The sequence below is a fragment of the Sphingomonas rubra genome (assembly GCF_900115745.1).
GTDB lineage: Bacteria > Pseudomonadota > Alphaproteobacteria > Sphingomonadales > Sphingomonadaceae > Sphingomonas > Sphingomonas rubra.
The window spans coordinates 174,732-188,658 of sequence record NZ_FOXP01000005.1 but is presented as its reverse complement, the minus strand read 5'-3'; the positions used below and the strand labels follow the sequence as shown (position 1 = coordinate 188,658).

The 13,927-nt window shown below is 68.1% G+C and carries 17 protein-coding genes; 13 read left to right on the top strand and 4 right to left on the bottom strand.

Annotated features, from left to right (window positions below):
* Nucleotides 1-121: 121 nt before the first annotated feature.
* From BM145_RS08010 to BM145_RS08000, 3 genes are all read right to left on the bottom strand, one after another.
* Entirely contained in the window at nt 122-1,084 is a 963-nt protein-coding gene (locus BM145_RS08010) for a 50S ribosomal protein L11 methyltransferase (protein WP_093333100.1), read from the bottom strand.
* A complete protein-coding gene (locus BM145_RS08005; protein ID WP_093333099.1) occupies nt 1,074-1,763 on the bottom strand; it encodes an SDR family NAD(P)-dependent oxidoreductase in 690 nt (229 codons plus the stop codon). The genes BM145_RS08010 and BM145_RS08005 overlap by 11 nt, the downstream gene beginning before the upstream one ends.
* 310 nt (nt 1,764-2,073) lie before the next feature.
* Entirely contained in the window at nt 2,074-3,438 is a 1,365-nt protein-coding gene (locus BM145_RS08000) for a methyl-accepting chemotaxis protein (RefSeq protein WP_093333098.1), read from the bottom strand.
* A 143-nt stretch (nt 3,439-3,581) separates the two neighbouring features.
* Between BM145_RS08000 and sdhC the strand changes: the two genes are divergently transcribed.
* The 7 genes from sdhC to BM145_RS07970 are packed head-to-tail and all read left to right on the top strand — an operon-like array spanning nt 3,582 to nt 7,740.
* Nucleotides 3,582-3,992: a succinate dehydrogenase, cytochrome b556 subunit gene (gene sdhC, locus BM145_RS07995; protein WP_093333097.1), complete on the top strand. Its 411-nt coding sequence runs from the start codon at nt 3,582-3,584 to the stop codon at nt 3,990-3,992.
* Nucleotides 3,992-4,369, top strand: coding sequence for a succinate dehydrogenase, hydrophobic membrane anchor protein (sdhD, locus tag BM145_RS07990; RefSeq protein WP_093333095.1), 378 nt, complete (start codon nt 3,992-3,994; stop codon nt 4,367-4,369). The genes sdhC and sdhD overlap by 1 nt, the downstream gene beginning before the upstream one ends.
* Complete coding sequence (gene sdhA, locus BM145_RS07985) at nt 4,366-6,165, top strand: succinate dehydrogenase flavoprotein subunit (RefSeq protein WP_093333094.1); 1,800 nt, start codon at nt 4,366-4,368, stop codon at nt 6,163-6,165. The genes sdhD and sdhA overlap by 4 nt, the downstream gene beginning before the upstream one ends.
* A complete protein-coding gene (locus BM145_RS15670; RefSeq protein WP_143090136.1) occupies nt 6,162-6,419 on the top strand; it encodes a hypothetical protein in 258 nt (85 codons plus the stop codon). The genes sdhA and BM145_RS15670 overlap by 4 nt, the downstream gene beginning before the upstream one ends.
* Nucleotides 6,420-6,665 (top strand): DUF1902 domain-containing protein, encoded by a 246-nt coding sequence (locus tag BM145_RS07980; RefSeq protein ID WP_093333093.1) that lies wholly within the window; start codon nt 6,420-6,422, stop codon nt 6,663-6,665.
* Between the two features lie 23 nt (nt 6,666-6,688).
* The gene (locus BM145_RS07975; protein ID WP_245739181.1) at nt 6,689-6,862 is read left to right on the top strand and encodes a type II toxin-antitoxin system HicA family toxin; all 174 of its coding nucleotides are present in this window, start codon (nt 6,689-6,691) and stop codon (nt 6,860-6,862) included.
* Nucleotides 6,862-7,740, top strand: a complete 879-nt coding sequence (locus BM145_RS07970) for a glycoside hydrolase (protein ID WP_245739179.1) — start codon at nt 6,862-6,864, stop codon at nt 7,738-7,740. The genes BM145_RS07975 and BM145_RS07970 overlap by 1 nt, the downstream gene beginning before the upstream one ends.
* A gap of 160 nt (nt 7,741-7,900) precedes the next feature.
* Here the strand turns inward: BM145_RS07970 and BM145_RS07965 are convergent, their stop codons facing one another.
* Nucleotides 7,901-8,908, bottom strand: coding sequence for an SDR family oxidoreductase (locus tag BM145_RS07965; protein WP_093333090.1), 1,008 nt, complete (start codon nt 8,906-8,908; stop codon nt 7,901-7,903).
* A gap of 371 nt (nt 8,909-9,279) precedes the next feature.
* Between BM145_RS07965 and BM145_RS07960 the strand changes: the two genes are divergently transcribed.
* The 6 genes from BM145_RS07960 to BM145_RS07935 all read left to right on the top strand — a co-directional run bounded on the left by BM145_RS07960 (nt 9,280) and on the right by BM145_RS07935 (nt 13,925).
* Complete coding sequence (locus BM145_RS07960; RefSeq protein WP_093333088.1) at nt 9,280-9,861, top strand: ATP-dependent Clp protease proteolytic subunit; 582 nt, start codon at nt 9,280-9,282, stop codon at nt 9,859-9,861.
* An 82-nt stretch (nt 9,862-9,943) separates the two neighbouring features.
* Nucleotides 9,944-10,735, top strand: a complete 792-nt coding sequence (locus BM145_RS07955) for a succinate dehydrogenase iron-sulfur subunit (RefSeq protein ID WP_093333087.1) — start codon at nt 9,944-9,946, stop codon at nt 10,733-10,735.
* Nucleotides 10,736-10,863: 128 nt separating this feature from the next.
* Nucleotides 10,864-11,355, top strand: a complete 492-nt coding sequence (locus tag BM145_RS07950; protein WP_093333086.1) for a PaaI family thioesterase — start codon at nt 10,864-10,866, stop codon at nt 11,353-11,355.
* Nucleotides 11,356-11,427: 72 nt separating this feature from the next.
* A complete protein-coding gene (zapE, locus tag BM145_RS07945; RefSeq protein WP_093333084.1) occupies nt 11,428-12,516 on the top strand; it encodes a cell division protein ZapE in 1,089 nt (362 codons plus the stop codon).
* Nucleotides 12,517-12,619: 103 nt separating this feature from the next.
* Nucleotides 12,620-13,582: a malate dehydrogenase gene (gene mdh, locus BM145_RS07940; protein WP_093333083.1), complete on the top strand. Its 963-nt coding sequence runs from the start codon at nt 12,620-12,622 to the stop codon at nt 13,580-13,582.
* Between the two features lie 70 nt (nt 13,583-13,652).
* Entirely contained in the window at nt 13,653-13,925 is a 273-nt protein-coding gene (locus tag BM145_RS07935; protein WP_093333202.1) for a GIY-YIG nuclease family protein, read from the top strand.
* The last annotated feature ends 2 nt before the right edge of the window (nt 13,926-13,927 follow it).

Sequence of the window (13,927 nt, the reverse complement as noted above, 5' to 3'; positions counted from 1 at the left end):
GCGGAGATGATACGCGTTGGTTGACCGATGCGCGTTCTCACCGGCGGTTGATTGATGACGGGCGGACGACTGCCGGAAACGCATCGCCTCCGCGCCTCCGCATCTTCGCGAGACAATTCTCCTAAAGATCGAGCGCCCACCCGTCGCGGCCCTTGGGATCGAACGGCCCGCTCGGCACGAACCGTTCCGCCCCGGCGGTGAGGCGCAGGACCGACCAGTCGCCGCGCCGGTCCACCTCGGCGAGCGCGCAGCCGCATGCCTGGTAGGCCGCGACCACTGCGGCGCGCTGCGTCTCCAGCAGCCCGGCTAGCACGATCGTCGCGCCCGGCGCCGCGATGGCGGCGAGTTCGGGCGCCATCGACACCAGCGGCCCGGCCAGGATGTTGGCGATCACCAGTTCGTACGGCGCCGGCCCGACCACCGCGGGGTCGAGCGTGCCGTCGGCGACCACCAGCGCGATCCCCTCCACCCCGTTGGCCGCGGCGTTCTCGCGCGTGACGTCCACCGCCACCGGATCGATGTCCGTCGCGACGATCGCCGCCCCCGGCCACAGATAAGCGGCGGCGAAGGCGAGCAGCCCCGTGCCGGTGCCGATGTCGACGACGCTCGCGAACGCCGCGCCGTCGCGCTCCAGCGCGTCGAGCATCGCCAGGCAGCCGCTCGTCGTCTCGTGATGTCCCGTCCCGAATGCCCGCCCGGCCGCGATGCGGAGCGCGCGCGTGCCCGCCGGCGGCGTCTCGTCACCGGCGTGGACGAAGAAACGGCCGACATGGAGCGGCGCCAGCCCGGCCTGGCTGATCGTCACCCAATCCTCGTCCGCCAGCCGCTCGACCAGCGGCGCGGCGCCCGCGCTCGGCGCCAGCGCGGCGATCGCGGCGATCGCGTGCGCCGACGGCTGCTGCGCGAAATAGGCGTCGAGCCGCCACGCCTCCGCGTCGTCGAGCACCTCCTCGCTGGTCGCCAGCGTCGGCGCGGGATCGAGCGGCAGTTCCGGGCCGGCATCGATCGCCTCCGCCTCGGCGCGCGTGCAGGGCAGGGTGACCTTCCACGACCCCGCCGGTCCGCCGCCGACGTCAGCGGACATAGCTGGCCCCATTCACGTCCAGCACCGCGCCCGTCATCGACGGCGGCGCCTCCAGCGCCAGGAAGCGCACCGCGGTCGCCACCTCCGCCGGATCGGCGACCTTGCCCAGCGGAATGTCGGCCAGCAGCTTGTCGCCGCCGCGGCTCGCCAGGTAATCGTCGGCCATGCCGGTCATGGTGAAGCCGGGACAGACGGCGAAGGCGAGGATGCCGCCCTGCGCGTAGCCGCGGGCGATCGTCTTGGTCATCGCCACCATGCCCGCCTTGGACGCGGCATAGTGCCAGTGCGCCGGGCTGTCGCCGCGATGGGCGGCGCGGCTGGCGACGTTGACGATCCGGCCGCCGACCCCGCGTGCCTGCCAGTGGAGCACGGCCAGCCGGCATAGTTCGGCCGCGGCGGTCAGGTTGATCCGCATCGTCCGTTCCCAGCCCGCGGTCCAGTCGTCGGCCGCCAGCGGATTGGCCTCGAACACGCCGGCATTGTTGACCAGCACGTCGATCGCGCCGCCACTACGGTCCAGCGCCTCCGCCCACAGCGCGGCGGCGGCGCCGGGCTCGTCGAAGTCGGCGGGGATGCCGCTGCGCGTGCCGTGGCCGATCACGGTGGCGCCCGCGTCGCGCAGCGCCTGGTCGATCGCCGCGCCGATGCCGCGGCTCGATCCGGTGAGGAGGATGGTCATGCCCGGCCGTCTAGGGTTCAAACTCCATCAGGCCAATGGTCGTGATCGTCCGGAGAAAGGCACTGGCAAGGAAGGTTGCGCCGTCGCGTGGCGGCGCCACGCGCAAGCGGCCTGACGCCGCCAGTGCCTTTCTCCGGACGACCGCTTCGCGGCGGGTCCAAACCGGCGCACAGCGTCGTCGCGCGTCGATCACGATGCTTCGGCATCGCTCCCTTCTTGCTCCTACCTGTGCGCCGGTTTGGGCTCCGTCCCGACCGTTGTCCTGATGGAGTTTGAACCCTGGCGCGCCGGCGGCGGGTGCGTCACCCCGTCAGGCGGCGACCTTGGTGACGAAATCGCCCGCACTGTTCTTCAGATTGCCCAACCGGTCGTCGAGCACGTCGAAGCCGCGGCCGACGCCCTCGATCTTGCTGGCCACCGTCTCGGTGTCCTCGCGGATGGCGGCGATCGTGCCCGACATCGAATCGGCGGCGAGTGCGGTTTCGTCGACGGCGGCGGTGATCGCCGTCACCGTCTGCGCCTGTGCCTCCATCGCGTAGCGGATGCGCTCGGCGCTCTCCTGCACCTCGGCGACCGTCGACTTGATCGACGCGTTGGTGTCGACGGTGGAGCGCGTGGCGGCCTGGATCGCGGCGATCTTGCCGGCGATGTCGTCGGTGGCGCGCGCGGTCTGGTTGGCCAGGCTCTTCACCTCCTGCGCGACCACCGCGAAACCGCGGCCGGCGTCGCCCGCGCGCGCCGCCTCGATCGTGGCGTTGAGCGCGAGCAGGTTGGTCTGCCCGGCGATGTCGCGGATCAGGCCCAGGATCGATTCGATCGACTTGGCGTGCTCGGACAGGGTCTGCGACATGCCCACCGCCTCGCCCGCCTGGTGGCTGGCGCGGGTCGCGATCTCGGCCGCGGCCTCCACCTCGGTGCGCGCGTCCTCGATCGCGCGGATCAGCCCGGCGGCGGTCTGCGCCGCCTCGCGCATCGCCACCGCCGACTGTTCGGCCGCGGCCGCCACCTCGGAAGCCTTGCCCAGCATGCCGCGCGCGTGGGTGGAGGCGCGGCTGCTCTGGTCGCGCAACTGGCGGCCGTCGTCCGTCGCCGCCTCGACCGCGCCGGCGATGCTGTCGCGGAAATCGGAGGCGAGGCGGTCGCGCGCGATCTGCGCGCTGTACGCCTGATGCCCGGAATAGAGTTCCACGGTCAGCTCGGTTTCCATCCCGAACATCCGCAGCAGCGTCTCGACATAGACGGTACGCAGCGGATCGTCGGCGGGAACGCGCGCCATCAGCAAGCGCAGCGCGGCGCCGTCGCTGGCGCAGGACATCGCCAGCACTTCCATGATCGGCACCTTCGCCGCGTAGGCGGAGGCGACCGCTCGCTCCAGCGATTCGATCCAGGCGCGCCCCGCCATGTCGCAGAAGCGATTGCGCAAATAGGCCTTCCCGGCCTCGCGCCGTTGTGCCTGGTCGAGCGGCGAGAACTCCGGTTCGCCGGGGTTGGACTTGCGCCAGCTGCCCCAATACGCCTCGACGATCTCGTCGGCGCCCTCCTTCAGCACGTCCCACAATGCGCGCGCGTTGGCGACGAGCGACTCGTCGCTGCCGAACGCGACGATGCGGGTGTCGATGTCGATGCCCGCCGAAATGCTGCCGGGCACGGGAAGGTCGATGCTGCTCGCGGGCATAGTGGTTCCTGATTGCTTGGCTGCCACGGGTTAAGACGCACAGGTTAACGGCCGGTTAGGGGCGAGCGGCGCGGCTTGCATCGCGCTGCCCCGCGTCTCATAGGGCAGGGGACATCCGCCTTTCCCCGCGACGAGGACATCCCTTGGCATCCCGCAATCCCGCCCGGCCGCTCAGCCCGCATCTCCAGATCTGGCGCTGGGGCCCGCACATGCTGGTCTCCATCCTCCACCGCGCCACCGGCAGCGGCATGGCGACCGTGGGCACGCTGCTGCTCGTCTGGTGGCTCGCCGCGCTGGCCGGCGGGGCGGAGAGCTACGCCACCTTCCGCGACGTATTCACGACGGAGGCCGGCCATCTCAACGTGATCGGCCTCGTCGTTGCGGTCGGGCTGACGCTGTCGCTGTTCCAGCACATGATGACCGGCATCCGCCATCTCGTGCTCGACACCGGCGCCGGTTACGAGCTCAAGACCAACAAGACCTATGCCATGGCGACGATGGTCGCCTCGGTCGCGCTCACCGCGATCTTCTGGCTCGTGATGGGGTTGAACTGATGCGCAGCGCGATCGGACGTGTTCGGGGCCTCGGCTCCGCCAAGGAAGGCACGCACCATTGGTGGTATCAGCGGCTGACCGCCGGCGCCAACCTCCTCCTCATGTCCTGGCTGCTGATCTCCATCGCCCGGCAGTCGTCGTTCGACTATGCCGCGATGCGGATGTGGATGGAGAGCGGCTGGGTGGCGATCCCGATGGCGTTGCTCGTGGTCTCCGTCTTCTACCATTTCCGCCTGGGCCTCCAGGTGGTGATCGAGGACTATCAGCATGACGAGAGCCGCGTCGTGCTGATGGTCCTTCTCAACTTCTTCGTGATCGCGACGGGCGCGGTCGCCCTCTTCTCGATCATGAAGATCGCCCTCGGAGCCGCCGCGTGACCTCCTACAAGATCATCGACCACACCTACGACGCGGTCGTCGTCGGCGCAGGTGGCTCGGGCCTGCGCGCCACCATGGGCATCGCCGAATCGGGCCTCAAGACCGCCTGCATCACCAAGGTGTTCCCGACCCGCAGCCACACCGTCGCGGCGCAGGGCGGCATCGCGGCCAGCCTCGGCAACAACTCGCCCGACCACTGGACGTGGCACATGTACGACACCGTCAAGGGGTCGGACTGGCTCGGCGACCAGGACGCGATCGAGTATCTGTGCCGCGAGGCGCCGCAGGCGGTGTACGAGCTGGAACATGCCGGCATGCCGTTCAGCCGCAACGAGGACGGGACGATCTACCAGCGTCCCTTCGGCGGCCACATGCAGAACATGGGCGAGGGGCCGCCGGTCCAGCGCACCGCCGCCGCCGCCGACCGTACCGGCCACGCGATGCTTCACGCGCTCTACCAGCAATCGCTGAAGTACGACGCCGACTTCTTCGTCGAATATTTCGCGCTCGACCTCATCATGGAGGACGGCGCCTGCCGCGGCGTCATCGCCTTGTGCATGGAAGACGGCTCGATCCATCGCTTCCGCGCGCACCAGACGGTGCTGGCGACGGGTGGCTACGGCCGCGTCTATTTCTCCGCCACCTCCGCGCACACTTGCACCGGCGACGGCAACGCCATGGTGCTGCGCGCCGGCCTGCCCTTGCAGGACATGGAGTTCGTGCAGTTCCACCCGACCGGGATCTACGGCGCGGGCGTGCTGATTACCGAGGGCGCGCGCGGCGAGGGCGGCTACCTCACCAACTCCGAGGGCGAGCGGTTTATGGAACGCTACGCCCCCTCCGCCAAGGATCTCGCCAGCCGCGACGTGGTGTCGCGGTCGATGGCGATGGAGATGCGCGAGGGGCGCGGCGTCGGCAAGAACGGCGACCACATCTTCCTGCACCTCGACCATATCGATCCCAAGGTGCTGCACGAGCGGCTGCCCGGCATCACCGAGACCGGCAAGGTCTTCGCCGGCGTCGACCTGACGCGCCAGCCGCTGCCCGTCACGCCCACCGTCCACTACAACATGGGCGGCATCCCGACGAACTTCCACGGCGAGGTCGTGCGCCTGAAGGACGGCAACCCCGACAGCGTCGTCCCCGGCCTGTTCGCGGTCGGGGAGGCGGCGTGCGTCTCCGTCCACGGCGCCAACCGCCTGGGTTCGAACAGCCTGATCGACCTGGTCGTGTTCGGCCGTGCCACGGGCCTGCGCATCAAGGACATCCAGAAGCCGTCGACGCCGCACAACCCGCTGCCCAAGGGCTCGGAGGAGCTGGCGCTCACCCGGCTCGACAAGTTCCGCCACGCGTCGGGCGGCTCGCCGACCGCGCAGATCCGGCTGGAGATGCAGCAGACGATGCAGAAGCACTGCGCCGTCTTCCGCGACACCGAACTGCTGACCGAGGGCGTCGGCAAGATCGCGCAGACCTACAAGCGGATGACCGACGTGTCGGTGAAGGACCGCTCGCTGATCTGGAACACCGATCTGGTCGAGACGCTGGAACTCGACAATCTGATCGGCCAGGCGGTGGTGACGATGAACTCGGCCGCCAACCGCACCGAGTCGCGCGGCGCCCACATGCACGAGGATTTTCCCGAGCGGAACGACGCCGAGTGGATGAAGCACACCATTACCACCTTCACTGGCTGGGGCGGCGAGGGCGGCGCGACCGCGATCGATTACCGCCCGGTCCACGACTACACGCTGACCGACGACGTGGACTACATCAAGCCGAAGAAGCGGGTGTATTGAGCGAATTAACAATATGGGCCACTTACGCAGTGGCTATATTGCCGGCTTATTTGCTGCGTCGTTTCTGGAATATGTCTTTAGCTGTATGTTTGATTGCGGGTGCGAGCATCGCAGTTATCATTTGGACAATCGGATCGCTTCTCTCAGGTGCGAACATGAGTGATCCATGGCTGGGCATTGGTGCCTTCATTGCCGCGGGTTTTGGTGGTATGTTTGCCTTAGCCGGTGCTGGTGCCGCGATTTGGTTTGAATAGATGTCGCTCTGGACTCTTCATGCTGCATATGACCCGGAGGCTCGGGTCTGGTACACGATGGATTGCGACGTTCCTGGACTCGTAACCGAAGGCGAGACCTTAGAGAAGCTTCGCGACCGAGCTGCCGCAGTGATGCCGGAATTGTTGGCGGATAATGCCGCGTTGATTTCGGACGATCGCCGGCAAGGTCCGCATCAACTGCGGCTGGTCGCTTTCCACGAGAGCACCATCCCGGTCGCCGCTTGATGGGTGGCGCGTATGGGCGGGAGTTGAAGCGCATCCTCCTCGACCACGGTTGCCGCTTCGTCCGCCATGGCAAGGGCGATCACGAGATCTGGTTTAGTCCGATTACCAACCTGACCTTCACCGTCGATGCCGGCACCCGCAAGCGTTTTACAGCGGAGGCGATCCTCAAGCAGGCTGGGATCAAGGTGCGAGTCTGATGCGTCGGATCACGCGGCAGGTGTCCGTTGCGCTGCTCCTCGCCATTACTCCCGCCGCCGCACAGCGCCCCATCGTCACCGCGCCACCCGCAAAATGGGCGACCGACCCCTTTTACGCGCGCTACGCCGATGCGGACGGCATTCCGATCCTCGCCTCCACCCGCACGCCTGACCGCGCAATCCTGCTCGCGCGCGAGATCGTGCGGTCGATGCTCTCCGCCCGGCCCGACCTCGCCGCCGAGCTCGTTCGCCAGGGTCAGCGCGTCGCGATCATGGCGCCGGACGAGACGACGCTCGACATCCCCGAGCAGCGCGACTGGAAAAAGCCCGCCGCCACTGATCCACGCCTGACACGGTGCGAGCGCAAACATTATGCGACACGGATCGGCGCCCTCACCGACCGCACCTACTGGGACGCGCGCGCCCGCGGCATGGGCGGCCCGCTCACCTCGGTCGGCGCGGAGAATTTGCTCGCCGGGCCGAACGATCGCTATCACGGCTCCAGCATCCTGGTGCACGAGTTCAGCCACGCCATCCTGCGCGCCGCGCTAGCGGTCGATCCCGCGCTCCACGCCCGCGTCGCAGCCGCCTATGCCCGCGCCATGGAGAAGGGCTTGTGGGCCGGCGAGTACGCCTCCACCACCGTCGACGAATATTGGGCGGTCGGCACCCAATACTGGTTCAACACCGCGCGCATCGCCAGCTTTGGCGAAACCCGCGTCCTGTCGGATGCGGATCTGCGCGCCTACGATCCCGGCCTCTACGCGGTGCTGAGCGAGGTATATCGCGGCCACCAGGCCGCGGGCGACCTGTTCCACAACCACCCCGACCGCGTGCCGCCCGGCCCGCTCCCCGCCTACACCGCCGAGGTCTGCTAGAACGGATTGACATTCGACATTTTTCCACCCCGGCGAAGGCCGGGGTCCAGTCGGGAAGGTCGTGGAAGAGGTACGACGACCGACCGTTCGCGTCTCCCAACCGGACCCCGGCCTTCGCCGGGGGTGGATGATGAGGCGAAGCGTTGAATGTCGATCCGCTTTAGGCGTCCCGTCGCCGCGCGATCAGCAACCCTGCCGCAAGCGCCAGGCCGCCCAGCCCCAGCGCCGTCGTCTTCGGATGCAGCGCGGCGGTGGTGTAGAGACTGGTTTTCCGCGCGTGCGGATGCTCGCCGGATCGCTCGCGCCCGGCGCCGACACCCCATTTCAGGTTGGACGGCCGCGGCTGCGGCGTGTTCGGCGCGTAGGCGCCCTTGGCGACGCGCGGCGCCAGCCACTCGTACAGGCCGGGGAAATGCTGCGAGAACAGCACCTGCGCGCGACCGCCGCCGCCCACCGTCACCTCGGCCCGTGGATGGACCGCGCAGTCGAGGATCGCGTCCGCCACCAGCTGCGGGTCGTAGATCGGCGGCGGGATCTGCGCCTCGCCGTCCGACCCGTGGTTCTCCGCGTGCTGGCCGATCGGCGTGTCGATGCCCGACGGCTTCACCAGCGTCACCGATATCGGCACCTGGTCCGCCGCCAGCTCCATCCGCAGCACCTCGACATACGCCTTGGTCGCGTGCTTGGTCGCCGAGTATATCCCCATCGGCGGCGCCGGCATGTCGGAGGCGAGCGACCCCACCGTAATCAAGGCGCCGCCCTGCTTCTTCAGGTACGGCACCGCTGCCACGCAGCCGTTGACCGTGCCGAAGTAATTGGTCCGGAACAGCCGTTCCTGCTCGTCCAGCGGCGTGTCGAGCACGGCGCCGAAGATCGCCGAGCCCGCGTCGTTGACCCAGGTGTCGATCCGCCCGAACACCTCCACCGCGTAATCCGCCGCCGCCTGCACGCCCGCGGCGTCGCCGACGTCCGCCGCCTTGGCCTCCACCCGGTGCCCGGCGCCCTGCATCTCCGCGACCAGCCCGCGCAGCACGTCTTCCGACCGGGCGACCATCAGCACCTTGGCGCCCTTCGCCGCCGCGGTGCGCGCGGTGACCAGGCCGATGCCGGAACTGGCGCCGGTGATGACGATCACCTGATCGCGGAGGGGTTTCAGATGGATGCGCATGGTGCAGGGTCCCGAACAAGAGGTCGCGGCTGCAACAGGGGGCGGGGCGCCCAAGTTCCGGCAACCGCTTGACGGTGGCCGAAGATCACCGAAGGCAGGGCAGGGGGCACGGGGTAACAGGACGCTGCGGACACTCGCCTTGCTGCTCGGCCTGCTGATTGCCGTGCCCGGCCGCGCCCGGCAGGAAGTGCCGCCCGCCCACCCGCCGGAGTAACCGCGGTCTGGACCTTCTTCGGCGACGCGCTGGTCAACCGTGCGCTGCGCAAGCGCCAGCCGCTCGGCGCGTCGGTCTGTCGCCCCGCCGTCAGCCTGCTCGACGACGGATCGCGTCCGCTTCGGAACCATGGTCGCGGCGAAGCGGTTGCCGCGCCATGACCGACACCTCCCCCGTCAGCAACGCCCGCAACTATCCGCTGCTCGCCCAGCCTCATATCCAGCTGCACGGGCCGGTCGACGGGCTGATGTACGCCAATTTCACCGCCCAGCTCCAGAACGCCTCGACCGAGGGGCCGCTGGTGGTGTCGCTGACCACGCTCGGCGGCGATCCGGAGATGGCGCGCGCGATGGGCGATTCGATCCGCCTGTTGCGCGAATATACCGGCCGCGAGACGCTGTTCCTGGGCAAGGTCGCGGTTTACTCGGCCGGCGCCACCTTCATGTCGGCCTTTCCCGCGCATAGCCGCTTCCTGACCAAGGAAAGCCGGCTGATGATCCACGAGCGCAAGATGAACGCCACCGTCGAGCTGGACGGTCCGCTCAACACGCTCCGATACAAGCTGGAAGCCAAGCTCAACGAGATCGAGGATTCGATCCGCATCCAGAACGAGGGGTTCGCCGACTTGGTGAAGGGCACGCAGGTCAAGCTGGACGACCTGATCCAGAAGGCACCCTCCAACTGGTACATCGAGGCGCAGGAGGCCAAGGAGCTGGGACTCGTCCTCGACGTGATCTGAGTTGCGTCGGCGCGGCGCAAGGGTTGCGTCGCGGCGACGACGGGCCTAGCCGGAACGGCAAACCTCCTCGTCGGAAACCCCCATGGCCGAATTCGCGCTCCCCAAGAACAGCAAGATCGGGAAGGGCATCCACCATCCCGCGCCCACCGCCTCGGCGGAGAAGGGCCGGATGCGCAAGTTCAAGGTCTATCGCTACGATCCCGACAGCGGTGAGAACCCGCGCTACGACACGTTCGAGCTGAACCTGGACGAGACCGGGCCGATGGTGCTCGACGCGCTCATCAAGATGAAGTCGGAGCAGGATTCGTCGCTCACCTTCCGCCGCTCGTGCCGCGAGGGGATCTGCGGGTCGTGCTCGATGAACATCGACGGCCGCAACGGCCTCGCCTGCACCACCGCGATCGAGGACGTGAAGGGCGAGGTGCGGATCACGCCGCTGCCGCACATGGACGTGGTCAAGGACCTCGTCCCCGACTTCACCCATTTCTACGCGCAGTACAGCTCGATCAAGCCGTGGCTGCAGACGGTATCGCCGCCGCCATCGGGCAAGGAGCGGCTCCAGTCGCCCGACGACCGCAACAAGCTCGACGGCCTCTACGAGTGCATCCTGTGCGCCTGCTGCTCGACCTCCTGCCCCAGCTACTGGTGGAACAGCGACAAGTTCCTGGGCCCGGCGATCCTGCTCCAGGCCTATCGCTGGCTCGCCGACAGCCGCGACGAGATGACGGGCGAGCGGCTCGACGAGCTGGAGGACCCGTTCCGCCTCTATCGCTGCCACACGATCATGAACTGCGCGAACGTCTGTCCCAAGGGCCTCAACCCCGCCAAGGCGATCGCCGAGATCAAGAAGATGGAAGCCGAGCGGATCGTCTGAGGTCGGGCCAGCGGATCAGCGTTCGCTGATCCGCGTCGCGGGTCCGACCTCGGCCGGCCTCGCACCAGCGAGGACCGACGGCGTGGCTTTGCCACGTCGCTACTGCACGAACCACGAGCGCCTATCGCATGACCGACCCCTTCACCGAGGAGGAGGTGCCCGGCCAGCCCGGCTGGCGTTACTGGCACCCCACCGACCCGACCCGCTTCAACTCGCTGCTCGGCCCGATCAGCTACCGCGTCGACGTCGACGTCGCGCGCGTGCGCCTGACTCCGCGGCATCAGCACTCAAACGTCCGCGACCGCGTCCACGGCGGCGTCACGCTCGCCTTCATCGACGTAGCGCTGTTCGCCGCCGCGCGCGGCTTCGGCCTGGTCACCGCCGGCACCGCGGTGACGCTCGGCCTGGACACCCAGTTCATCGGCGAGGGCCGCATCGACGAGCCGCTGGAGGCGGAGGTCGAGGTGCTGCGCGAGACCGGCCGCCTCCTCTTCCTGCGCGGCCTGGTGGTCCAGGGCGAGGAGCGCGCCAAGGTCGCCGCCTTCTCCGCGACGATCCGCAAGCCCTCGCCCCCGACGCTCCACCCCGGCGAAGGCCGGGGCCCAGCTGGGAAGGCCTGAGTTGGCGATCGCTACGCCTCTTTTCCGACCCGCTTCCACCTGGGCCCCGGCCTGCGCCGGGGTGAAAAGAAGGTGAGCACCGTCCTCGCCGCCTACGACGCGCTCGTCGCCGCCGGCGAACTGCGCCCCGATCCCGAGCAGGCCGCCGCCGCCCGCCGCCTCGACGCGCTCGCGGCCGAACTGGAGCACCCGCATACCACCGGCTTCTTCCGCCGACGCCCGGTGCCGGCGCGCGGCGTCTACCTGTGGGGCGATGTCGGCCGCGGCAAGTCGATGCTGATGGATCTCGTCTACGACCACGTCGCCATCGACCGCAAACGCCGCGTCCACTTCGCCGAGTTCATGTTGGAGGTCCACGCCCGCCTCGGCACCGAGCGGCAGCGCCGCACGCCCGATCCCGTCCCGGTCGTGGCCGCCGCGATCGCCGGCGAGACCCGGTTCCTGGCGTTCGACGAGATGATGGTGACCAACAGCCCGGACGCGATGATCCTGTCGCGGCTGTTCACCGCGCTGATCGAGGGCGGTACGACGATCGTCACCACGTCCAACCGCCCGCCGCGCGATCTCTACAAGAACGGGCTTAATCGCGAGCATTTCCTGCCATTTATCGCCCTGGTCGAGAGCCGTCTCGACGTGCTCGCCCTGAACGGCCCCGTCGACTATCGCCGCGACCGTCTCGGCAGCCAGGACACCTGGCTCGTCCCCAACGGCCCTGCCGCCACTGCAAACCTCTCCGCCGCCTTCTTCCGCCTCACCGACCATGAGGTGACCGAGCCGATCCCCTCGGAGGATCTGACGGTCCAGGGCCGCACGCTTCACGTGCCCAAGGCGCTCAAAGGCGTCGCCGTCTTCTCCTTCAGAAAGCTGTGCGGCGAGGCGAGGGGGGCGGCCGACTATCTCGCCGTCGCCCGACGTTTTCACACGGTGATACTCGTCGGCATTCCCCGGCTCGGCCCCGAGAACCGCAACGAGGCGGCGCGCTTCGTGTCGCTGATCGACGCCCTCTACGAGCACAAGGTAAAGCTCCTCGCCGCCGCCGATGCGCCGCCCGACCAGCTTTACCCCGCTGGCGACGGTCGCTTCGAATTCCAGCGCACCGTGTCGCGCCTGGAGGAGATGCGCGCCGACGATTACCTGTGCGAAGGCCATGGCGCTGCCTAATGATGCTGCGAAACAATATCATTAAACGTATTTAGCGGTTGCTCCGCAGCGTCAACAAGCGTACGCGCCACTGCCAATCACCGGCGACACGGAGAAGGATTGGATGGCTAGAGCGAAGATCGCGCTGATCGGCGCCGGAAATATCGGCGGCACGCTCGCGCACCTCGCGGCGCTGAAGAACCTGGGCGACATCGTCCTGTTCGACGTGGCGGAGGGCATCCCGCAGGGCAAGGCGCTCGACCTGTCGCAGTGCGGCCCCGTCGAGGGCTTCGACAGTACCATCACCGGCTCCAACGATTACCATGACATCGCGGGCGCCGACGTCATCATCGTCACCGCCGGTGTCGCCCGCAAGCCGGGGATGAGCCGCGACGACCTGCTCGGCATCAACCTCAAGGTGATGAAGGCGGTGGGCGAGGGTATCAAGGCGCACGCCCCCGACGCCTTCGTGATCTGCATCACCAACCCGCTCGACGCGATGGTCTGGGCGCTGCGCGAATTCTCCGGCCTGCCGCACCACATGGTCGTCGGCATGGCGGGCGTGCTCGACAGCTCGCGCTTCAGCCACTTCATCGCCGACGAGTTCAAGGTCGCGGTGAAGGACGTCAACACCTTCGTCCTCGGTGGCCACGGCGATACGATGGTGCCGGTGGTCCAGTATTCGACGGTCGCCGGCATCCCCGTGCCCGACCTGATCGCCATGGGTCGCTCGACCAAGGAGCGGATCGACGCGATCGTCCAGCGCACCCGCTCGGGCGGCGGCGAGATCGTCGCGCTGCTCAAGACCGGCTCGGCCTATTACGCGCCCGCCACCAGCGGCATCGCGATGGCGGAGGCGTATCTCGACGACGCCAAGCGCCTGCTGCCCTGCGCCGCGTACGTCGAGGGCCAGTACGGCGTCGACGGCCTCTACGTCGGCGTGCCGGTCATCATCGGTGCCGGGGGAGTCGAGGAGATCGTCGAGGTGAAGCTCGACGACGAGGCGAAGGCGAACCTCCAGGTGTCGGTCGACGCGGTCAAGGAACTGCTGGTCGCGTGCAAGGGCATCGACGAAACGTTGAAGTGAATACCACCCCGGCGAAGGCCGGGGCCCAGTAGCGGAGTGCCTGCGAGTGAGCGAACAGGCCTGCGTCTACATGATGGCGAGCGGCAGGAACGGTACGCTGTATCTCGGCTCGACGGGGAATCTGGCGAAACGCGCGTGGGAACATCGCAACGGCGTCGTCTCCGGGTTCACAAAGAAGTACGGCTGCAAGGCCCTCGTGTGGTACGAGGTACTCGGTAGCTGGGAAGCCGCACGGCAGCGCGAGCTGCAGATGAAGGAGTGGAAGCGAAGCTGGAAGGTGCGGGAGATCGAAGGGCTCAATCCCGATTGGGAAGACCTTTACGACCGGATCGCGCAGCCATGATC

Excerpts from the sequence above, each read along its gene's own strand:
- BM145_RS08010 (WP_093333100.1), bottom strand. The coding sequence starts at position 1,084 with ATGTCCGCTGACGTCGGCGGCGGACCGGCGGGGTCGTGGAAGGTCACC.
- BM145_RS08005 (WP_093333099.1), bottom strand. The coding sequence starts at position 1,763 with ATGACCATCCTCCTCACCGGATCGAGCCGCGGCATCGGCGCGGCGATC.
- BM145_RS08000 (WP_093333098.1), bottom strand. The coding sequence starts at position 3,438 with ATGCCCGCGAGCAGCATCGACCTTCCCGTGCCCGGCAGCATTTCGGCG.
- sdhD (WP_093333095.1), top strand. The coding sequence starts at position 3,992 with ATGCGCAGCGCGATCGGACGTGTTCGGGGCCTCGGCTCCGCCAAGGAA.
- BM145_RS07980 (WP_093333093.1), top strand. The coding sequence starts at position 6,420 with ATGTCGCTCTGGACTCTTCATGCTGCATATGACCCGGAGGCTCGGGTC.
- BM145_RS07970 (WP_245739179.1), top strand. The coding sequence starts at position 6,862 with ATGCGTCGGATCACGCGGCAGGTGTCCGTTGCGCTGCTCCTCGCCATT.
- BM145_RS07965 (WP_093333090.1), bottom strand. The coding sequence starts at position 8,908 with ATGCGCATCCATCTGAAACCCCTCCGCGATCAGGTGATCGTCATCACC.
- BM145_RS07960 (WP_093333088.1), top strand. The coding sequence starts at position 9,280 with ATGACCGACACCTCCCCCGTCAGCAACGCCCGCAACTATCCGCTGCTC.
- BM145_RS07955 (WP_093333087.1), top strand. The coding sequence starts at position 9,944 with ATGGCCGAATTCGCGCTCCCCAAGAACAGCAAGATCGGGAAGGGCATC.
- BM145_RS07950 (WP_093333086.1), top strand. The coding sequence starts at position 10,864 with ATGACCGACCCCTTCACCGAGGAGGAGGTGCCCGGCCAGCCCGGCTGG.
- mdh (WP_093333083.1), top strand. The coding sequence starts at position 12,620 with ATGGCTAGAGCGAAGATCGCGCTGATCGGCGCCGGAAATATCGGCGGC.
- BM145_RS07935 (WP_093333202.1), top strand. The coding sequence starts at position 13,653 with ATGATGGCGAGCGGCAGGAACGGTACGCTGTATCTCGGCTCGACGGGG.